Origin of the sequence: Paenibacillus sp. 37, assembly GCF_008386395.1 — a bacterium.
Taxonomy (GTDB): domain Bacteria; phylum Bacillota; class Bacilli; order Paenibacillales; family Paenibacillaceae; genus Paenibacillus; species Paenibacillus amylolyticus_B.
Genome location: NZ_CP043761.1, coordinates 380528 through 401595, shown reverse-complemented (window position 1 = coordinate 401595; position 21068 = coordinate 380528). Strand labels below are relative to the sequence as shown.

12 protein-coding genes, 17 tRNA genes and 3 rRNA genes are annotated in these 21068 nt (G+C 48.8%); 3 read left to right on the top strand and 29 right to left on the bottom strand.

The features are described 5' to 3' along the window. Positions 1 to 14 precede the first annotated feature (14 nt). From F0220_RS32775 to F0220_RS01980, 4 genes are all read right to left on the bottom strand, one after another. A complete protein-coding gene (locus F0220_RS32775; RefSeq protein ID WP_223199830.1) occupies positions 15 to 1604 on the bottom strand; it encodes an MBL fold metallo-hydrolase in 1590 nt (529 codons plus the stop codon). After that, complete coding sequence (locus tag F0220_RS01990; RefSeq protein ID WP_105601627.1) at positions 1601 to 3286, bottom strand: ABC transporter permease; 1686 nt, start codon at positions 3284 to 3286, stop codon at positions 1601 to 1603. Before F0220_RS01990 ends, F0220_RS32775 begins: the two co-directional genes overlap by 4 nt. A 73-nt stretch (positions 3287 to 3359) precedes the next feature. Next, complete coding sequence (locus tag F0220_RS01985; RefSeq protein WP_105601628.1) at positions 3360 to 4433, bottom strand: ABC transporter substrate-binding protein; 1074 nt, start codon at positions 4431 to 4433, stop codon at positions 3360 to 3362. 68 nt (positions 4434 to 4501) lie between these two features. Next, complete coding sequence (locus F0220_RS01980) at positions 4502 to 5518, bottom strand: ABC transporter ATP-binding protein (RefSeq protein ID WP_105601650.1); 1017 nt, start codon at positions 5516 to 5518, stop codon at positions 4502 to 4504. A 385-nt stretch (positions 5519 to 5903) separates the two neighbouring features. Between F0220_RS01980 and F0220_RS01975 the strand changes: the two genes are divergently transcribed. Continuing rightward, the gene (locus F0220_RS01975) at positions 5904 to 6821 is read left to right on the top strand and encodes a LysR family transcriptional regulator (protein ID WP_105601630.1); all 918 of its coding nucleotides are present in this window, start codon (positions 5904 to 5906) and stop codon (positions 6819 to 6821) included. Positions 6822 to 6958: 137 nt separating this feature from the next. Continuing rightward, positions 6959 to 7819, top strand: a complete 861-nt coding sequence (locus F0220_RS01970) for a CYTH domain-containing protein (RefSeq protein WP_105601631.1) — start codon at positions 6959 to 6961, stop codon at positions 7817 to 7819. Positions 7820 to 8090: 271 nt separating this feature from the next. Here the strand turns inward: F0220_RS01970 and F0220_RS01965 are convergent. From F0220_RS01965 to F0220_RS01850, 24 genes are all read right to left on the bottom strand, one after another. Continuing rightward, positions 8091 to 8161, bottom strand: a tRNA-Gly gene (locus F0220_RS01965). A 12-nt stretch (positions 8162 to 8173) separates the two neighbouring features. Beyond that, positions 8174 to 8247: transfer RNA gene (locus F0220_RS01960), tRNA-Pro, on the bottom strand. A gap of 16 nt (positions 8248 to 8263) precedes the next feature. Then, positions 8264 to 8340 (bottom strand) — tRNA-Arg (locus F0220_RS01955). 6 nt (positions 8341 to 8346) lie between these two features. After that, positions 8347 to 8421 (bottom strand) — tRNA-Gly (locus tag F0220_RS01950). A gap of 8 nt (positions 8422 to 8429) precedes the next feature. Next, positions 8430 to 8517: transfer RNA gene (locus tag F0220_RS01945), tRNA-Leu, on the bottom strand. Between the two features lie 9 nt (positions 8518 to 8526). Next, positions 8527 to 8602 (bottom strand) — tRNA-Lys (locus F0220_RS01940). A 9-nt stretch (positions 8603 to 8611) separates the two neighbouring features. Next, positions 8612 to 8686: transfer RNA gene (locus tag F0220_RS01935), tRNA-Gln, on the bottom strand. Between the two features lie 11 nt (positions 8687 to 8697). Then, positions 8698 to 8773, bottom strand: a tRNA-His gene (locus F0220_RS01930). Between the two features lie 97 nt (positions 8774 to 8870). Beyond that, positions 8871 to 8946 (bottom strand) — tRNA-Thr (locus F0220_RS01925). Between the two features lie 21 nt (positions 8947 to 8967). Then, positions 8968 to 9045 (bottom strand) — tRNA-Asp (locus F0220_RS01920). 26 nt (positions 9046 to 9071) lie between these two features. Continuing rightward, positions 9072 to 9145: transfer RNA gene (locus F0220_RS01915), tRNA-Met, on the bottom strand. 16 nt (positions 9146 to 9161) lie between these two features. Further along, positions 9162 to 9237 (bottom strand) — tRNA-Val (locus tag F0220_RS01910). Between the two features lie 6 nt (positions 9238 to 9243). Further along, positions 9244 to 9315 (bottom strand) — tRNA-Glu (locus F0220_RS01905). A gap of 16 nt (positions 9316 to 9331) precedes the next feature. After that, positions 9332 to 9423: transfer RNA gene (locus F0220_RS01900), tRNA-Ser, on the bottom strand. Positions 9424 to 9426: 3 nt separating this feature from the next. After that, positions 9427 to 9502: transfer RNA gene (locus F0220_RS01895), tRNA-Asn, on the bottom strand. A gap of 1 nt (position 9503) precedes the next feature. Then, positions 9504 to 9579 (bottom strand) — tRNA-Ala (locus tag F0220_RS01890). A 33-nt stretch (positions 9580 to 9612) separates the two neighbouring features. Then, a tRNA-Ile gene (locus F0220_RS01885) sits at positions 9613 to 9686 on the bottom strand. A gap of 58 nt (positions 9687 to 9744) precedes the next feature. Continuing rightward, positions 9745 to 9861: ribosomal RNA gene (rrf, locus tag F0220_RS01880) — 5S ribosomal RNA — on the bottom strand. A 143-nt stretch (positions 9862 to 10004) separates the two neighbouring features. Further along, a 23S ribosomal RNA gene (locus tag F0220_RS01875) occupies positions 10005 to 12932 on the bottom strand. Between the two features lie 342 nt (positions 12933 to 13274). Beyond that, a 16S ribosomal RNA gene (locus tag F0220_RS01870) occupies positions 13275 to 14827 on the bottom strand. The 16S, 23S and 5S rRNA genes sit together here with 17 tRNA genes alongside, the layout of an rRNA operon. Positions 14828 to 15440: 613 nt before the next feature. Continuing rightward, on the bottom strand, positions 15441 to 16406 hold the full coding sequence (gene rocF, locus F0220_RS01865) for an arginase (RefSeq protein WP_105602532.1): 966 nt from the start codon (positions 16404 to 16406) through the stop codon (positions 15441 to 15443). Then, a complete protein-coding gene (locus F0220_RS01860) occupies positions 16396 to 17616 on the bottom strand; it encodes an ornithine--oxo-acid transaminase (RefSeq protein WP_105602530.1) in 1221 nt (406 codons plus the stop codon). The genes rocF and F0220_RS01860 overlap by 11 nt, the downstream gene beginning before the upstream one ends. 141 nt (positions 17617 to 17757) lie before the next feature. Further along, a complete protein-coding gene (locus tag F0220_RS01855; protein ID WP_149846239.1) occupies positions 17758 to 18414 on the bottom strand; it encodes an amino acid ABC transporter permease in 657 nt (218 codons plus the stop codon). 23 nt (positions 18415 to 18437) lie between these two features. Further along, complete coding sequence (locus F0220_RS01850; protein ID WP_105602527.1) at positions 18438 to 19259, bottom strand: transporter substrate-binding domain-containing protein; 822 nt, start codon at positions 19257 to 19259, stop codon at positions 18438 to 18440. Positions 19260 to 19585: 326 nt separating this feature from the next. On the opposite strand from F0220_RS01850, the gene F0220_RS01845 reads away from it, so the two are divergent. Next, a complete protein-coding gene (locus F0220_RS01845) occupies positions 19586 to 20230 on the top strand; it encodes a GntR family transcriptional regulator (protein ID WP_036671927.1) in 645 nt (214 codons plus the stop codon). A gap of 58 nt (positions 20231 to 20288) precedes the next feature. On the opposite strand, the gene F0220_RS01840 is transcribed toward F0220_RS01845, so the two are convergent. Then, the gene (locus tag F0220_RS01840; protein ID WP_105602526.1) at positions 20289 to 21023 is read right to left on the bottom strand and encodes a class I SAM-dependent methyltransferase; all 735 of its coding nucleotides are present in this window, start codon (positions 21021 to 21023) and stop codon (positions 20289 to 20291) included. Between the last annotated feature and the right edge of the window lie 45 nt (positions 21024 to 21068).

The following is a 21068-nucleotide window of genomic DNA, read 5'->3' as shown; positions in this document are numbered from 1 at the left end:
GATTCATGCTCAATTCACACATATAGCTCGTCACCAGCAGACAGTGAATGTATAACTGTTCCCGGTGACGGGCTATTTCTGAGCAATCCTTCCTTTAATCGGTCCGTCTCTGCCCGGTCAGCATGCACAAGGACCGTATGCCTTGCTGGAACCTGATGCAGCATCCGTTCAACATCCTTCCAGCCCTGATGCACTTTATATCGTATTTTCCGCACCTCACACACTCCATACTTGTCAGGAACCCGTAGCAGTTTATCAGCAAATGTGCCATGAGCAACATGCCCGGTGAGCAGAATCAGATTCTCCTCCCTGTCCGATAATTGACTATAATACCAACGGGCAAGCGAGGACTGCATCATGCCGTCCGGAATAAACCATAACGAAGCAGCATGATGTTCCAACAGTTGTTCCCGCTCTTGGGTAGTTGTAGGCAGATCCCATCCTCGTCCAGTCAGAAAACAATCGATTTTGTCTTTCAACGAACTTCCGATGACATGCTCTCCCTTCTCCCTCAACCAATACGGAACATGCATAAGCTGCTTCATACCGTCCACCAGCCCTTGTTCCACTACCATTGGAACAGCCGGGAATTGTTGCTGTGCCCACAGTATGATCTCCTGTCCACGCCCTACGACAGGCATGGGTAAGAGCACCTTTCCGCCTTGAGCAATCGTCTGGCGAATGGCTCGTTCAAGCTGTTCCAGTTTGTCGGCCTGTGTATCCTGATCCGTACCGTAGGCCGCATCAACGATCGCCAGATCTACCAGCCCGACGGAGGATTTTGGCGCAGCGTCTGCTACGTTTGCTCTGCTTGCTCTGACTGCTCCATCTGCACCATTGGATATGGAATTTCTCTGCTTCATGGGTATCTCCATGGATACAAGCGTTCTTGACGACGCCTCTGATGCAACAGATGTCTGATCTTGTGACGTTATAAATTCTCCAGCCTTTTGCCCGCTGTTCATAACGATTAGTTCCTCCATACCCCACCGCTCGCTGCTCGGAGCATCGAACAACGTATCTTCACGAATCATGTTTGTCCGTGAGAACGCCTCCGCTGGGCAATCCTCCTGTAAAAGCATTGATTCGGACGTGTAGTCCCCGGAATAAAAAATCCGCTTCGCTTCCATTTCAAGTCCAAACCACACCGATCCAGCCAGATGTCCACTCCGGCCCCACATCACTTTTACTTCGGGAATCGGTTCGAACCAGGTTTGGGATACGACCTCATCTTCCAGATAACGATAACGAATAGCCTGCTCATCTGCTTCATCGTAAGGGAGTTTCTCTCCGACACGTTCTGCAAATCTTCGCCAGTTGGCAAAATACGTACGCAGCTGTGCCCTCGTCTCTCTCGTTGTCCATACTTCACCCCGGTAGCCCATCTTATACAGCAAAGGGATGGCGACCGAATGATCCTCATGGGCGTGGGACAAAAACACCGCATCCAGTTGCGGGACAATCTCCGGGTCAATTAGCGGATACTGGCCCGTGCCTTCTTTTTTCACACCACAATCCAGCAAAAGGCGAAACCGGCTCCCGCTCAGGAGATAGGCGGAACGTCCATGTTCCCCTGCACCGCCCCATACGTTCAGTTTGATCATGATGCATTCCACTTTCTCTTTGAATTCAGCAGTTCGATTCCAAGCAGCATCAGCACCGTCATACCTACAGTTACAACGGCCATCGCCATTCCGAGTGATACCTGACCTTGTTCAAACTGGGCAAAAATATACGTAGCTGACGTCTGCATGGACGGCGGAAGAATTAACAACGAACCTACTAGCTCCCGGGTAGCAATCGTAAAGGTCATCATCCAGCCGGCCAGCATGCCAGGCAGGATCAGCGGTATCAAGATACGCCGCAGAATATACAGCGGCTTCCCTCCAAATACTTGCCCAGCCTGGAACAACGTTCCGTCAATCTGGGTAAAGCTCGATTTTACATACTGCACGGTGTAAGGCAAGAAGAGCACAACGTACGTGAGCACAACCATGCCGTAGGTGTTATACAACGTGACAGGCATCCAGGGTGAGTTCCAGAAGAGAATCAGACCCACAACCATCACGATACCCGGCACCGTATTAGGCAACAGACTGAACAAGTCAATCACACGCTGCATGAATGAAGATGATCTGCCGATCGCGAGCGCAAAACCCGTACCAATAACAACAGCAACGGTTGAAGCCGCGAGGGATAGACCGAGACTGTTCCCGATGGCCTTCATACTCACCGATCCCCAAGATAACAGCTCTTTGTAATGATCCAAGGTCAGATTATCAAAAGCAATTCCCGATCCTCGTAACTTCATGGTCGAAGCGGCGATGATGGAGAAATACGGGATACCTATCGATAGGATCAACAGGATTGCAAGATATGCCCCACATAACCATCCGGCTCCGCCACGAAGGGAATATCGCTTCGAACGTTGCCCTTTGCCACCAACCAGACGATACGTGAACTTTCGACTCATGGCAGACTGCATATACCACATCACCAGACAGACGGACAACAGCACCGATGCCAGCGAAGTCGCCTTGCCGAAGTCAATCGGCCAACTGGAGATGTACTTATGGATCTCGGAGGTCATGACATAATAGCCAATCTTGCGCCCGAAGGTTGCCGGTGTTCCGAATTCCGCAATCGTTTTGACAAAGACCAGCATGATCCCCATGCCGTAAGACGACAACAATAAAGGTAAAATAATGCGTCTGAAACGGTATCCTGCACGTGCACCGTGCACGGCTCCCGCTTCTTCCAGATTGCCACCGATGCGAATCAACGCATCTCGAAGCAGCAGGTACAGGAATGGGAACAGGTGCAAGCTCATGATGAGCACCATGCCCCAGAAGCTGAAGAACAGCTCACTCCAGCCTGCAGATGAAGGCACCCATTGTTGCAGGTATCCCCCTTTTTGCATAAACAGAATCCAGCCCATCGATCCGATATACGGCGGGGTCATGAACGGAATCATCAGGATTACATCCACCCAGCGATGCTCGCCCATTCGGGTCTTCGCCATCATCCAGGCCAACGGTAGCGCCAGCAGCGTGGTTACTGCTACAACGCAGATGCCAAGCCAGACGGAATTCAGCAATACACCTGATAGATGATGACCCGTAATCGTGCGAATCGGAGCCATCCAGTCCCATTGTCCGTCCGGATACACACTTTGCCAGAAGATCAGCAAGAGCGGCACGCCAATACTTATGGTCAGCAGAACGAGGGCCAGAATCACGCCCACTCTCCGAAAAATTCGGTTGTTGTCTATTCCAACAGGTTTCACTACGTTCACCTCACATGACTTTCCACAGACAGCAGGTATTCCTTTTGCCTAATTGTCTCTATCCTATTGTTTCTTACTTAAAAGTCTCGGAAAAACGCGCTGCTGTCTCTTCGCCATGTTCGCTCATCCAGTTCCAATCCACTTTAAGCTGTGGAATATCCTTCACATTGGCACGGTTAGTCGCTTCAATGTCTTCGCGGCCCGGGATTAGATAAGCATCTGCAACAAGCTTCTGTGCTTCATCAGACAACAAGTAGTCGATGAACGCTTTGGCATTCTCTACATTCGGACTGGATTTCAGAATTGCTGCCGGTCTTGGGCTGATTACCGTGCCTTCCTCAGGGTACACGATATCCAGTGGTTCACCTTTTGCCTTGGAGGAATACGCCATGTAATCCACACCTGCAGCTACGATGCTTTTGGCACCCGTAATGACCGGATCAAGGGCTTCCTGATTGGCTCCTGCCATCGCTACACCATTGGCTTTATAGGCACTCAGCAGATCCCAACCTTTTTCACCATTCGCACTCAGGTATCCTGTGATGAAGTCGAGTGCTGAGCCTGATAATGTAGGGTCGGGAATGTTCACTGCATCTTTCCATGCAGGCGTAGCAAGATCTGCCCAACTTGTTGGGGGTGTAGATACCAGTTTGGTGTTATACACAATACCCAGTGCGGAAGCACTGCTGCTAAAATAGTTGCCCTCTGCATCCGACCAGTCCTTGTTCAGCTTGTCTGCATTGGCTGCTTCAGGGTATGGCATAGTCAGTCCATCGGCTTTCAGAGCCTGTGCGGAAGGTAAAGAGGCCAGGATTACAACGTCTGCCACCGGATTGGATTTCTCAGCTTCCATACGAGCCAGAATTTTGCCTGTCGTTCCCTGGAACATCTCAACTTCGATCCCTGTTTTGTCTGTAAATCCGCTCACGATGTTATCGGCCAGCTTCTGTGGGCCAGCACTGTACAGTACCAACTTGCCGCCAGCCGGTTTCGTTGTTTCTGCCGCTGCTGCTGTGTTTCCTTCACTTGCGGGTTGCGCCGCATTTCCTGTGGTCGAGTTCCCTGTACTACATCCGAACAAACTGATACTCATAACCGCCGTTAATAACAGCATTGCGCTCTTTTTTCGTGTTTTCATCCCCAACATATTCATCCATCTCCCCTGGTTTCTTATAAAATGTGTAATCCTGCTTCCAACTGTGCTCGTCCAACAATTTAATATGCCACTGCGATTGCTTCGTTCTGTTTCATACTTGGGTGGTCATAACCATCCATGCGGCATATCCGCTCGGGAGCAACATAGAGCTGAACTCTCTCCCCTACGCGTACTCTTTGGTTCATATAGGCTGTCCATACGCCCAGCCCTTCCATCTGCACCCGCACTTCGTAGCGTTCACCTACATAGCTGACGCTGAGTACAGTTCCCGGATAACACAGATCGTCATGATCTGTTTTGTTCCAGGTGACATGCTCTGGACGCACCATCGATTGATTAGGCGTGAGCCAGTTAGACTTTCCGATAAACGAAGCGACATACGGATCACTTGGTGCCGAGTAGATCGTTTCCGGGCTTCCCTTTTGCAATATCCGCCCCTTCTGCATCACCACAATCTCATCCGACATCGACATCGCTTCAATCTGATCATGTGTGACGTAAAGCGCAGTCAGCCCCATATCCCGTACCAAGGACATCATCTCAATCCGCATCTCTTCCCGAAGTACAGCATCCAGTGCACTTAGTGGCTCATCGAACAGGATCACACCAGGTCTGACCGCTACGGCTCTGGCAAAAGCAACCCGTTGCTGTTGTCCACCAGACAGCTGATGAGGATATCGACCTTCCATGCCTTGCAGGCGAACCATGCCAAGTGCTTCGTTCACCTTTTGCCGCAGATCAGATTTCTGTTTTCCGGCCTTCAGGCCAAACGCTACATTTTCGTATACGGTCATATGCGGCCATAATGCAAAATCCTGAAACACCATGCCCAGATTACGCTTGTGTGTTGGTATATCAATCCGCTTCGCCGCAGAGTAGATACACTGACCATCTGCACGAATCTCCCCCGCGTCCGGCTGTTCCAGCCCGGCCAACATGCGGAGCAGTGTTGTTTTGCCACAGCCCGACGGGCCAAGCAGTGTCGTGAACTTTCCATGTTCAAGCGTTAGATCTGTCGGCAGCAGTGCGGGTGTTTGATTAAATGATTTTTGAATTCCTGTCATCTCTAATTTCATAAGCATCCCTGCCTGTCTTCTGTTACTTGATCTCTTTTGTTACTTAATCTCTTGCACTGTTATCAGTCTAACGTCCGCTTTCGCGAGTTGTATGTCTTGTATGTAAAATTGGAATTAACTTTTTAGATGAATTCTGTTGATGTTCATAGATTAAATCTATAGTAGGTGAACTAAATTAATTTTCATGTTTTCGCTTCGATTACAGCACCATCTTCCGATCGCTGTTATCCCCAGATTTCTTATACTCCCTTTTTAAAGGGAGAAATCCGGGGATAAAGGCGAACGCTTCGCTTCTTCAGATTGGTTCTGTACTCTCCGTCTTTATGAAAAACATTAGATCATCTTATATATTGGGGTTAGTAGAAGTGAGAGGAGTGTTGAGACATTGAATCTGATCAAACTGCAAATTGTTGAGCTGATCGACAAGCATCATCACATGACCAGTGTGGCCGAATTACTGGGGATCAAACAACCAACCGTTACATTTCATATGAAGTCATTGGAGGAAGAGATGGGCGTGCGATTATTCGAATCACGCAGTGGCAAGACCTTTCTAACTGAGGCCGGACAAGCCCTGCTCCACTATTCCGTCAAAATCAATGCTTTGACCCAAGAGGCAAGGCGGGTCGTAAAGGAATATGACAGTCTCTATCGGGGCACCCTGCACATTGGGGCAAGCTATGTACCGGCTACATATCTGTTGCCCAGCATACTCAACACCTTTTCTCAGGAATTTCCGGGCATTCGTATCGTCTTATCCGTCAAACCATCACCTGTTATTCGCGAAATGTTAATTCGGCATCAGATTGATCTGGGGGTGATCTCTTCCGAGCCATTTGTTGGACCCGCCCTGCAAGCTGAGACGCTGTGTGAAGACGACTTAGTATTGATCTGTTCTCCACAACATGGGTTGGCCCAGAAGGATGCATTAACACCTAATCATATCGCGCAGATTCCTTTTGCCTTACATGGCAATGAATCCAGTACACGGCGGCTAACCAATCAATGGCTTGCGCAACATGACATTCGTTTGAGGAGTACCGTGGAGATGGATTCCCTGGAAGCGATCAAACAGCTCGTGTTAATCGGGGGGCATGTCTCATTCATGTCTCGGATGGCGGTACAGTGGGAGGAACAGCACGGGCTCATTCAAGTTCTTCCCATTCCCGGAGAGCAAGCACCGCGCCATATCTATACGGTACATAACAAGGACCGCCACCCTTCCGTTCAGGTAAACCGCTTCAAAGAAGTGCTACGAGAGGTGAGTCACGGCTCCCCCATTTTCCATGGCAGATTGCCCTGATCCGCTATAAACTATCGTTTACCATTCATCAAATCTATGCAGGATTAACGCAATGTGCGCTCCCCTTTAATCGCTTTCATATATTCGGGCGATAAAGTGAGTCTGTACGTTAATCCAGATTAGGAGAGTGATTGGTTTTGAAAAAGTGGAAAAAGGTAACCGCCTCATTGATGCTGAGCATCGTAACATTGGGAAGTGGAATGACATTTCTGGGAGCACCCCAGGCTTCAGCTGCTGCCAATGCCGTTCCTGCTTATGAAGTAAAGTTTCTGGCCAAGCCGGAACTTGTATTGAATATAGATGGGACACCACGCAGTGAAGTGATTCAGACACTCGGCCTGAGTTCCACGCCAAGAAACATTAACGTAGAGTACTTCGACACCAATGCTCTCGGATTGGATCAACAAGGATGGAACGTTCGTTTTCGCAAAAAGGATGACAAAAATAACTACGAATTGACTTATAAAAAACGCTACCCTGTAATCAATGGCGACATCAACGCAGCGCTGACCCTGGCTAACCAAGAAGGATTCGACATATCAGATGATAACTACGAGGCTGAAATTGATTGGGGATACGGCAAACAGACACTGAGCTTCTCCAACACCAAAAAAGTCGATACCAAAGCGACAGGTGTTCAACTTCCTTCCCAGCAAGATGCCCTGAACATGTTACTGGACAAGCTTCCGGGCAAATTGAAGAACTGGTCTGCTTCCAACTGGGGTAAACAACAACTGACTCAATCCCGTGCATATGGCCCAATCACATTCCAACGTTATGAAGGTACATGGAATGGTCAAGAGCTTACACTCGAAGTATGGCCAATCCGTGACGCAGCAGGTACAGGTATTGAGAATATCGTAGAGGTTTCTTTCAAAACCGATGATACTGTAGCCGTATCCGGTCTGCGTACTCAACTGCTGCAATTGCTGGAGAACAAAAACTGGCTGATTCCGGCCGATGGCTTGAAGACACAGACTATTTTGGAAAGATACTAATCGCTGGCTCTAATTAAAAAGACAAGTTCCTCTTCCTGCGGATATCGTAGGAGAGGGACTTGTCTTTTTTTGTGTAGAGAACGAATTAAAATCAGTTAATTAAGTAATTCTACGTTTATCAACAGTTAAGATTTTTGCTTATCTATTTCATCTGTTCAACTCGAGTTGACTACTCACATTAAACTCTGGTTTTCTGAAAATCACCTCTTCTTATAGGTGAAAACAAAAAAGCCCTTGCTATAAGCAAAGGCTCTTCTATATATTACTAGGAAGCGGGTGATGGGAATCGAACCCACGCTATTAGCTTGGAAGGCTAAAGTTCTACCATTGAACTACACCCGCAAATAAAAAAAATCGGGATGACACGATTTGAACATGCGACCCCCTGGTCCCAAACCAGGTGCTCTACCAAGCTGAGCTACATCCCGATACTTATGAGAATAATGGCGCGCCCTGAGAGATTCGAACTCCCGGCCTTTTGATTCGTAGTCAAACGCTCTATCCAGCTGAGCTAAGGGCGCAAATATTGGAGCGGAAGACGGGAATCGAACCCGCGACCCTCGCCTTGGCAAGGCGATGCTCTACCGCTGAGCCACTTCCGCAAAACATATGGTGCGGTCGAGAGGACTCGAACCTCCACGGGGGGTTAGCCCACACGGACCTGAACCGTGCGCGTCTGCCAATTCCGCCACGACCGCAAAATATAATGGTGAGTCATGAAGGGCTCGAACCTTCGACACCCTGATTAAAAGTCAGGTGCTCTACCAACTGAGCTAATGACTCGTAATGAAATGGCTGGGGATATAGGATTTGAACCTATGCATGACGGAGTCAAAGTCCGTTGCCTTACCGCTTGGCTAATCCCCATTAAAAAATCATGGGGCGATCGAGGGGAATTGAACCCCCGAATGCCGGATCCACAAACCGGTGCGTTAACCACTTCGCCACGACCGCCATAGAGTAAGCCATTCATCCACTAAGAGAATCTTAGTATTACCAATTTAACTTGTAATATACATTCTATCACAAATTCATATGTAAATACTAAAAATGGTGCCGGCGAGAGGACTTGAACCCCCAACCTACTGATTACAAGTCAGTTGCTCTACCAGTTGAGCTACACCGGCACGGTGTATATTTTATTAAAATGGCGGAACCGACGGGATTCGAACCCGCGATCTCCTGCGTGACAGGCAGGCATGTTAGGCCAACTACACCACGGTTCCATAGTACTTTCTCAAGGAAAGTATAATTGCGGGGGCAGGATTTGAACCTGCGGCCTTCGGGTTATGAGCCCGACGAGCTACCGGGCTGCTCCACCCCGCGTCGTTATAAAGTTATATGGTGGAGGCTGAGGGGATCGAACCCCCGACCCTCTGCTTGTAAGGCAGATGCTCTCCCAGCTGAGCTAAGCCTCCATAATATGACCCGTAGGGGATTCGAACCCCTGTTACCTCCGTGAAAGGGAGGTGTCTTAACCCCTTGACCAACGGGCCTTGCTAAAAAATTATCTGGCGGAGAGAGAGGGATTCGAACCCTCGAGACGCTTGTGACGCCTACACGATTTCCAATCGTGCTCCTTCGGCCAGCTCGGACACCTCTCCATATGGCTCCCCGAACAGGGCTCGAACCTGTGACAACTCGATTAACAGTCGAGTGCTCTACCAACTGAGCTATCAGGGAATGGTGGAGCCAAGCGGGATCGAACCGCTGACCTCCTGCTTGCAAGGCAGGCGCTCTCCCAGCTGAGCTATGGCCCCATACACTGTGTATTTCTTGTTGTGGTCTTGCTATGGGCCCTGGTGGACTCGAACCACCGGCCTCACCCTTATCAGAGGTGCGCTCTAACCAACTGAGCTAAGGGCCCTAATATATATCCCTTATTCCTTTGCAAGGGGGCAAAAAAAATACCCCAAAGGGAAATCGCTTGGCGGCGTCCTACTCTCCCAGGACCCTGCGGTCCAAGTACCATCGGCGCTAGAGGGCTTAACGGTCGTGTTCGGGATGGGTACGTGTGGAACCCCTCCGCCATCGCCACCAAACGCGATTTGTCGAAGCATAGCTTCTTGAAATCAGATATGGAACTGAAATTCATACACACGTTCTGTGATGTACCAATTTTCATTTCAGAGATCGTTCTCTGAAAACTAGATTCGAAACGAAACATGCGAATTACAACTTGCTATTGGATAAGCCCTCGACCGATTAGTACTGGTCAGCTCCATGCATTGCTGCACTTCCACCCCCAGCCTATCTACCTCGTCGTCTTCAAGGGGTCTTACATACTGGGAAATCTCATCTTGAGGGGGGCTTCACGCTTAGATGCTTTCAGCGTTTATCCCGTCCGTACATAGCTACCCAGCGGTGCTCCTGGCGGAACAACTGGTACACCAGCGGTACGTCCATCCCGGTCCTCTCGTACTAAGGACAGCTCCTCTCAAATTTCCTACGCCCACGACAGATAGGGACCGAACTGTCTCACGACGTTCTGAACCCAGCTCGCGTACCGCTTTAATGGGCGAACAGCCCAACCCTTGGGACCTACTTCAGCCCCAGGATGCGATGAGCCGACATCGAGGTGCCAAACCTCCCCGTCGATGTGGACTCTTGGGGGAGATAAGCCTGTTATCCCCAGGGTAGCTTTTATCCGTTGAGCGATGGCCCTTCCATGCGGTACCACCGGATCACTAAGCCCGACTTTCGTCCCTGCTCGACTTGTAGGTCTCGCAGTCAAGCTCCCTTATGCCTTTGCACTCTTCGAATGATTTCCAACCATTCTGAGGGAACCTTTGGGCGCCTCCGTTACTCTTTAGGAGGCGACCGCCCCAGTCAAACTGCCCACCTGACACTGTCCCCGCACCGGATTACGGTACCAGGTTAGAACCTAGATACGATCAGGGTGGTATCCCAACGTTGCCTCCACACAAGCTGGCGCTCATGCTTCAAAGGCTCCCACCTATCCTGTACAGATCGTACCCAAATTCAATATCAAGCTGCAGTAAAGCTCCATGGGGTCTTTCCGTCTTGTCGCGGGTAACCTGCATCTTCACAGGTATTAAAATTTCACCGGATCTCTCGTTGAGACAGCGCCCAAGTCGTTACGCCATTCGTGCGGGTCAGAATTTACCTGACAAGGAATTTCGCTACCTTAGGACCGTTATAGTTACGGCCGCCGTTTACTGGGGCTTCGGTTCACAGCTTCGGGATTACTCCCTAACCACTCCCCTTAACCTTCCAGCACCGGGCAGGCGTCAGCCCGTATACTTCGCCTTACGGCTTCGCACAGACCTGTGTTTTTGCTAAACAGTCGCTTGGGCCTTTTCACTGCGGCCCCCTCGTGCTATTCACACTACCGGGGCACCCCTTCTCCCGAAGTTACGGGGTCATTTTGCCGAGTTCCTTAACGAGAGTTCTTCCGCGCGCCTTAGAATACTCTTCTCGCCTACCTGTGTCGGTTTGCGGTACGGGCACCATCACCTGGCTAGAGGCTTTTCTTGGCAGTGTGAGATCATGACCTTCGCTACTATAATTTTCGCTCCCCATCACAGCTCAGCCTTACAATGTGCGGATTTGCCTACACATCAGCCTTACTGCTTAGACGGACATCCATCAGTCCGCGTCACTACCCTACTGCGTCCCCCCATTGCTCATAACGGCTTACGGTGGTACAGGAATTTCGACCTGTTGTCCTTCGACTACGCCTTTCGGCCTCGCCTTAGGTCCCGACTTACCCTGAGCGGACGAGCCTTCCTCAGGAACCCTTAGGCTTTCGGCGGATCAGATTCTCACTGATCTTTTCGTTACTCATACCGGCATTCTCACTTGTATAATGTCCAGCGCTCCTTACGGTACACCTTCAACCCTTATACAACGCTCCCCTACCCCTGATGCAAAGCATCAAGCCATAGCTTCGGTGGTGTGTTTAGCCCCGTTACATTTTCGGCGCAGAGTCACTCGACCAGTGAGCTATTACGCACTCTTTCAATGGTGGCTGCTTCTAAGCCAACATCCTGGTTGTCTGTGCAACTCCACATCCTTTCCCACTTAACACACACTTGGGGACCTTAGCTGATGGTCTGGGCTGTTTCCCTTTTGACAATGGATCTTAGCACTCACTGTCTGACTCCCGGAAGTAAGTCTATGGCATTCGGAGTTTGACTGAGCTTGGTAACCCTTGCGGGCCCCGCACCCAATCAGTGCTCTACCTCCACGACTCTGTTTTCCGAGGCTAGCCCTAAAGCTATTTCGGGGAGAACCAGCTATCTCCGAGTTCGATTGGAATTTCTCCGCTACCCCCACCTCATCCCCGCATTTTTCAACATGCGTGGGTTCGGGCCTCCAGTGCGTGTTACCGCACCTTCACCCTGGACAGGGGTAGATCACCCGGTTTCGGGTCTACGTCCACGTACTATGTCGCCCTATTCAGACTCGCTTTCGCTGCGGCTCCGGCTCTTCACCTTAACCTTGCACGGGAACGTAACTCGCCGGTTCATTCTACAAAAGGCACGCCATCACCCCTAAAACGGGCTCTGACTTTTTGTAAGCACACGGTTTCAGGTTCTATTTCACTCCCCTTCCGGGGTGCTTTTCACCTTTCCCTCACGGTACTGCTTCACTATCGGTCGCTAGGAAGTATTTAGCCTTGGCAGATGGTCCTGCCGGATTCATACGGGGTTTCACGTGCCCCGCACTACTCGGGATCCGTCTCGGAGGGAACAGACTTTCAACTACAGGGCTTTTACCTTCTTTGGCGGGCCTTTCCAGACCTCTTCGCTTAACCGGTTCCTTTGTAACTCCATGTGAGACGTCCCACAACCCCAAAGAGCAAGCTCTCTGGTTTGGGCTTCTCCGCGTTCGCTCGCCGCTACTGACGGAATCACTATTGTTTTCTCTTCCTCAGGGTACTTAGATGTTTCAGTTCCCCTGGTATGCCTCTACACAACCTATGTATTCAGTTGTGAGTAACTGGAAATTACCCCAGCTGGGTTTCCCCATTCGGACACCCCCGGATCAAAGCTTGCTTACAGCTCCCCGAGGCAGTTTCGTTGTTCGCCACGTCCTTCATCGGCTCCTAGCGCCTAGGCATCCTCCGTGTGCTCTTAGTAGCTTAACCATTGCGCTCGTGTTCGAGCTGTCGCTTCCCTTGTTTTGGACTACGTCCAAAGCCAAAAGTCACTCCATTTCGATCACTCGCTCCAGCAATCTACCGTTTTTATTGAAACTTGTTTAACACAAGTTCAGCTAAAAAGGAATGTTCTAATTCGCGTTTGTTTCGTTTCGATATCTAGTTTTCAAAGAACAAGCTCCATGCAAAAGCAAGCTGTTTGAGAGTTTGAGCTCTCAAAACCGAACAACGAGTGAGTTAAAAGCTTTACGAAGTAAAGCTCGCTTCGGAAGCATGCTTCCTGAAGACTTATATTTGAATGTTTCCGTTGCAGGAAACGATTCTCCATAGAAAGGAGGTGATCCAGCCGCACCTTCCGATACGGCTACCTTGTTACGACTTCACCCCAATCATCTATCCCACCTTCGGCGGCTGGCTCCTTGCGGTTACCCCACCGACTTCGGGTGTTATAAACTCTCGTGGTGTGACGGGCGGTGTGTACAAGACCCGGGAACGTATTCACCGCGGCATGCTGATCCGCGATTACTAGCAATTCCGACTTCATGCAGGCGAGTTGCAGCCTGCAATCCGAACTGAGACCGGCTTTGTTGGGATTGGCTCCATCTCGCGATTTCGCAGCCCGTTGTACCGGCCATTGTAGTACGTGTGTAGCCCAGGTCATAAGGGGCATGATGATTTGACGTCATCCCCACCTTCCTCCGGTTTGTCACCGGCAGTCTATCTAGAGTGCCCACCCGAAGTGCTGGCAACTAAATATAAGGGTTGCGCTCGTTGCGGGACTTAACCCAACATCTCACGACACGAGCTGACGACAACCATGCACCACCTGTCTCCTCTGTCCCGAAGGAAAGATACATCTCTGTATCGGTCAGAGGGATGTCAAGACCTGGTAAGGTTCTTCGCGTTGCTTCGAATTAAACCACATACTCCACTGCTTGTGCGGGTCCCCGTCAATTCCTTTGAGTTTCAGTCTTGCGACCGTACTCCCCAGGCGGAGTGCTTAATGTGTTAACTTCGGCACCAAGGGTATCGAAACCCCTAACACCTAGCACTCATCGTTTACGGCGTGGACTACCAGGGTATCTAATCCTGTTTGCTCCCCACGCTTTCGCGCCTCAGCGTCAGTTACAGCCCAGAGAGTCGCCTTCGCCACTGGTGTTCCTCCACATATCTACGCATTTCACCGCTACACGTGGAATTCCACTCTCCTCTTCTGCACTCAAGTCACCCAGTTTCCAGTGCGATCCGGGGTTGAGCCCCGGGATTAAACACCAGACTTAAATGACCGCCTGCGCGCGCTTTACGCCCAATAATTCCGGACAACGCTTGCCCCCTACGTATTACCGCGGCTGCTGGCACGTAGTTAGCCGGGGCTTTCTTCTCAGGTACCGTCACCTTGAGAGCAGTTACTCTCCCAAGCGTTCTTCCCTGGCAACAGAGCTTTACGATCCGAAAACCTTCATCACTCACGCGGCATTGCTCCGTCAGGCTTTCGCCCATTGCGGAAGATTCCCTACTGCTGCCTCCCGTAGGAGTCTGGGCCGTGTCTCAGTCCCAGTGTGGCCGATCACCCTCTCAGGTCGGCTACGCATCGTCGCCTTGGTGAGCCGTTACCTCACCAACTAGCTAATGCGCCGCAGGCCCATCCCCAAGTGACAGATTGCTCCGTCTTTCCAGTTTCCTTCAGGCGAAGAAAACAATTATTCGGTATTAGCTACCGTTTCCGGTAGTTGTCCCAAACTTGAGGGCAGGTTGCCTACGTGTTACTCACCCGTCCGCCGCTAAGTATCAAGGAAGCAAGCTTCCTTGATACTCCGCTCGACTTGCATGTATTAGGCATGCCGCCAGCGTTCGTCCTGAGCCAGGATCAAACTCTCCAATAAATTATTGAAAAGAGCGATAAGCTCATTTTGAATCTGACGAGATTAAAAATCTCATTTATGCTCCAGTCGATTCAAGCCAAGGCTTGTCTCAAACTTTCGCGTTCATTCTGCAAGCAGAATGTTCACTCACTCGTTGTTCAGTTTTCAAAGATCAAACTTATTTCGTTACCGAATGTCGTTCTCTCCAGCAACTCTTATATAATATCATGTCCGAACCAACTTTGCAAGTTCTTTTTTTAAGTTTCTTTCGAAGCTTATTTCAATCGCTTGCCGCACCGTGTAAACCGTGTTTTCTTGGCCGGAATTAGAATATATCATGTACAGATTTCAATTGCAAGTCTTTTTTCAAAAATGATAATCAACTCACATCATCGGCACAATATGTAATCTGACGCTCCTGTACATACAAATCACTCTCAGCATCCTTATTACGGCGCTTCTAATATACATATCCATTAAACTTAACCAGGGAAGCCACTTTCACTGTGATAACAGTGAACAATTGATTGTGACTAGCCCTAGTTTTCGGAGATCTCAGTTTTCTTTCCTTCTATATAAATAAGACAGTCATTCCTTGAGCACAGCTTACACATTCCGATTCACTTCTCAGTGCTTACAATATACGCTTACCGAGCAAAGAAGCGATCAGTTCGACACCAAGCCTTGCCGTATGCCTATTATGATCAAATAACGGATTCACTTCCACCAATTCCATGGACGTAACTTGATTTGTGGAAGCAAGTATCTCCAATGCATAATGTGCCTCTCGGTAATTCAGACCACCAGGTACCGGGGTGCCCACACCCGGAGCCTCCCGCGGATCCAGACAATCCATGTCGAAGCTGACATGAATGCCATCTGTCCCTTTTCCCGCTGTAGCTATTGCTCGCTCAATAACTTGTTGTATACCCAAACGATCAATATCATGCATCGTAAATGCTCGGATTCCCAGTCCCTTAATCTGCTCTTTCTCATACTCATCCAGATCACGCAGACCAATATAGACCAAGTTAGACGGATCAATAAACGCGCCTGCTCCAGCAATGTGCGACAGATTGAATGCAGTATGCCCCAAGGATGCAGCCACACTCATGCCATGCATATTACCGGACAAACTGCGCTCTTCCGTATTCAAGTCTGCATGCGCATCAAACCAGATCACACCCAAATTCGAATAGTGCGCTGTTAGCCCGGCAATAGTACCAATCGCTACACTATGATCTCCCCCAAGCACAAGTGGGAAAGCCCCCTCCTCTACTGCACCTGATACTTCACTACACACCTTCTCACTGACCTGACGTACCTCATTTAAGTGTTTTACACGATTTCGCTCAATAGGGGCAACAGGTTCAGAAGGACAATCTACCCGCACTTCTTTGGAAAGCACTAGCCCAAGACTCGCAATCTCCCGCTTAAGCCCAGCTGTAATCAATTCATCAGGCCCCAACTCTGCTCCACCTCTTGCTCCACCGAGTCCAAAAGGAACTTTAATGATAGCAATATCACGTCGCATAGATGTTTGACTTGTATCAATAGAAGTATCTTTTATTTCACCATGTACATCATCATCATTTTTCATGTAGGTCAGCTCCCTCATTGTTGATCAGTACCTGCTCAATTCTCTCCAGTGCCCAGTCAATCTCAGACTCTTTAATCGTCAATGGTGGAGCAAATCGAATGGTTGTCTCATGGGTTTCTTTACACAGCAGTCCAGTAGACATCAAACGCTCACAATAGGGACGGGCTGATTCATACAGTTCAACACCAATAAATAAACCTTTCCCCCGAATATCCCGTATGGCTGAACTGTGGATACCTCGAAGTCTTTTCATAAAATAGTTCCCCAGACGCTCCGATCGCTCGGCAAGCTTCTCATCTTCAAGAACTTTCAGAGCTGCTATAGCCACGGCGCAAGCGAGTGGGTTACCCCCAAACGTAGAACCATGAGACCCCGGCTCAAACAAATCAAGTATCTCCGCATCAGCAGCGATAGCCGAGATGGGCATGACTCCTCCCCCCAACGCTTTGCCCATAATCCAGATGTCTGGTTCAACACCTTCCCAGTCGGAGGCAAAACGGCGACCCGTTCTTCCAAATCCGGTCTGGATCTCATCAAATACAGTCAACACCTGCTGGCTCTTACACAGAGCAAAAGCTTCAGCCAAATATCCATCAGGCGGGATAACGATTCCAGCTTCGCCCTGAATAGGCTCTACAAGAAAACCAGCCGTATTTGGCGTAATGGCCTTTTTCAGCGCTTCTATATCTCCATAGGGAATAATCCGGAATCCAGGTGTGAACGGTCCAAAATCTTTTTTATACTCCGCTGAAGAAGAAAAGGACGTAACCGTCAGAGTTCTTCCATGAAAGTTACCAGAGCATACGATAATCTCGGCTTGATTTTCCGGTACACCTTTGCAACGATAAGCCCATCTACGTACCGCCTTCACCGCAGTCTCCACCGCTTCCGCTCCTGTATTCATGGCGAGAATCTTCGATTTCCCCGTGAATTGTGAGAGTTTCTGATAAAAAAGAGAAGCGGAGCTGCTGTGGAATGCCCGTGATGTCAGCGTAACCTGATCTGCCTGATCCTTGAGCGCCTGTATGATTACAGGATGTCTATGACCATGATTCAATGCAGAGTATGCACTTAACATATCCATATAACGGCGGCCTTCAGGGTCTTCCACCCATACCCCTTCCGCCTGCTCAATAACAATAGGGAGCGGATGATAATTAGGTGCAGCATAACGCTCCGACCAATCCATTAACATTTTGGAATCTGACATACACACCCAACACCTTTCCGAAATATTGTATACAAAATACAATAACAATGTATGCGATGCCATCGCCATTTACGACTACATCCCTCTTTTTCCACTCCAGCCTAATCCAAGCCTTTCTCGAATCAAATCCTATATCAATAGTTAGCGAGAAGCAGAAAGTCTACGTTCCAACCAAGAGAGTAAATTAGCCAGTGTAAATGTGATTATAAAATAGAGGCCGGCGGCAACAAGCAGCGGAGCAAGCGGCTGGAACGTAACACCCTGAATCGTTCTGGCCGTGTATATAATCTCGGCTATGCCGATCATGGAGACAAGCGAAGAATCTTTAATGATAATAATGAATTCATTACCGATGGCTGGAAGCATGTTACGAAAAGCCTGCGGCAGTATAATATAACGAAGTGTCATACCATTTGTCATACCGAGGGAGCGCGAAGCTTCGGTCTGTCCTTTATCAATCGCTTGAATCCCGGCCCTGAACACCTCCGCCATATAAGCCGAGCTATTCATCGTCAGAGCTACCACCCCCGACATAAATGCCGGTAAGTTCACACCTATAACCGTCAGACCATAATGAATAATAAGAATCTGTACGAGCATCGGTGTTCCTCGAATGAGTTCAATATACGCCGATGCCACAAATTTAATTGGCCATATTCGGGATATTCGCATTAGCGCCATGATTACACCCAGCAACGTACCAAACAATACACCGAAAAAGGAAAGCTCAAGCGTGACCCACGCACTTCGTGCATAATCCTGCCAATGTTCTAATAGAAAGGAAAAATCTAAATTCACGGCATATCCCTCACTCGTCCGGTTTATTCACCGAGCATCTCATTCGCTTTAACGACAAACCGTTCAATATCTCCGTTTGTTTTGAGCTTTTCCAATGTAGTGTTGATCTGATCCAGCAACTTCTGATTACCTTTCTTCACCGCGATGGCTGAACCACCCTCGTCTTCAGCCTGTTCAATCTTCACACCTGCAACAACAAGCCCCTCTTGGTTTTTCACATACTGTTCAGCCACCGGCTTCTCCAGGATGAGTGCGTCTACACGCCCCGTCTGCAGCTCCAGAATCAGTTCAGGTATTTTGGCCAGAGAAGTGAGCTTTGCCCCCTCTATTTCCTGAGCAATCCCTTCCTGAATGGAACTCTTTTGCACGCCAACCTGCTTGCCTGATAGATCACCTATGGACTTTACTGCGGTATCTCCCCCTCCTCTAACAAGTACAGCCTGCTCTGCATAATAGTAGATATCCGTAAAATCAACATTCTTCTTTCGTTCTTCGGTAGGGGTTAAGCCTGATATTACAAAATCAACCTTATCTGTACCGAGAGCCATAAGAAGGCCATCAAAGTCCATGTCCTCAATCTTCAGCTCGGCTCCCAGATCAGCCGCAATTGCCTTGGCGATCTCGATGTCAAAACCTACAATGGTATCTTTACCATCGATTTTCTTATGAAATTCATAGGGTGCATAGTCCGCACTGGTTCCAAGTACAATTACTTTCTTTTCCGCAGAGCTACTGCCCGAAGACGAAGTAGCGTCTGATCCGGTTCCTGTCGTTTTTTCCTGCCCACATGCGGACATGAATACAACCACTAACAGCAGAATCATTGGCAACAATACTTTTCTCACACAGCATACCCCTATTCTTTTTTGGACTTAGTAGCTTAATGATAAATTTGTATACAATATACATAAGACAATATATGGACTTATATGTAAGTAATACTAACAAATAAATCGGTTTATCACAATCATTATTTAAACATTTATACGCTTTAATTCCATAAAATGTACTATATATGACACGGCATTTACATCGGCTGAAACATGAAGTTTGCTTGCCCAACTTCCCCCTCGGTGTTAAGATGATAAAAACTTGAAACTCCTGAACGGCGCGTACAGTACAGCCTCACACCCATCTATTTATTCACTATACATAGAAAGGAGGATTCGGTATGGAGGTACCCAAATACCGGTCCTTGAAAGATCACGTATACGATTACATTGCCCAGAAGATTCAAGACGGGACGCTACTTCCCAACCAGAAGATCAACGAGGCCGAGATATGCAAAAAGCTGGACATCAGTCGCACACCTACTCGGGAGGCGCTTTTCCAGCTGGCTTCAGACAATCTGCTGCAATACATCCCACGCAGGGGATTTATTGTCACTCCTTTTGATGCAGGCAAAAAACTGGAGTTTTCCCAAGCAATCGGTGTGCTGGAGGCACTTGCTGCCACACTTGCAGCAGACCATCTCAGACCATCTGAACTTTTGGAGATGGAGACTCTGGTTGTTCGAATGGACGAGGATATCAGCCAGCTTGATCTTGCTGCCTACAACAAAAACCAGTATCAGTTCCATAATCTGTACATTCAGCGATGTGGTAACGCTACAGTCATTGAGATGTTAAATACATTGAAAAACAGTTTCATCCGCCAGTCGTATGTTAGTGATAATAAACCAAAGCTATCTGAGGTACTGTTGGAAGTTAATGAAGAGCACCGGCAAATTTTAAGTGCTTTTCGAGCCAAAGATAAGAACCAACTGGAAGCCCTACTCAAACACCACTGGCGGATTATCGACAACGATATGCTATAGTACGTGCTGTCGAAACAAACCAAAGGCAACCCACACGATTGTGTGAGTTGTCTTTTTCCTATTTTTCGTTTTTGACCTCCAACGGTGCTTTAGCCGCAAAAACAGCATATCCCAACTTATTGCCGTATTTCGCGAGCAAACGATCATTGGTTTGACTCATTCGCTGCATACGTTCATCCTCAAACCAATTCATATCGATCTCGCGATGCGGATCATGATCAACGCCCCATTTCCCCATGGATCGCGAATGTTCTTTGACTTCAACCTTGGTGAAACCACACTGTTTGAGGCGTTTTCTCCATGCTGTGGTCGTTACCAGGGTTCGTATACCGTAAAATTGCTTTAACCTGCGACACATCAATTCGGTCTTCTGGCCTGATAGAACCATCTCCCGATCCACCAAAAGTCCACCGGGCTTCAACACTCTTCTATACTCAGCAAATGCACTCCGCCATGGGGTAAAGATCGTAACCGACTCCACGAATACCATATCAAAATGATCTTCCGGGAAAGGTAACGATGCTACATCAGCCTGAACAAAACGAACATCCACCCCTTCTCGTCTTGCTCGCCGAACGGCCTTATCCAGCATCTGACGATTAAGCTCAATCGCTGTTACTTGATAACCCCTTTTAGCCAAATAACACGCAGTCCTCCCAGTGCCACATCCAATCTCAAGGATATGACTATCCACAGGCAGAGATAAACTCTCCAGCAACTTCAGCGTTGCCAAAAATCCTCCGGGATGGGCACTCCCCTCCCCTAACCGAGCCAGCATGTCATGATAATCCATGCAACATCCCCTCCTCACTCCTCCCAGTGTATGGAATAGACTCAA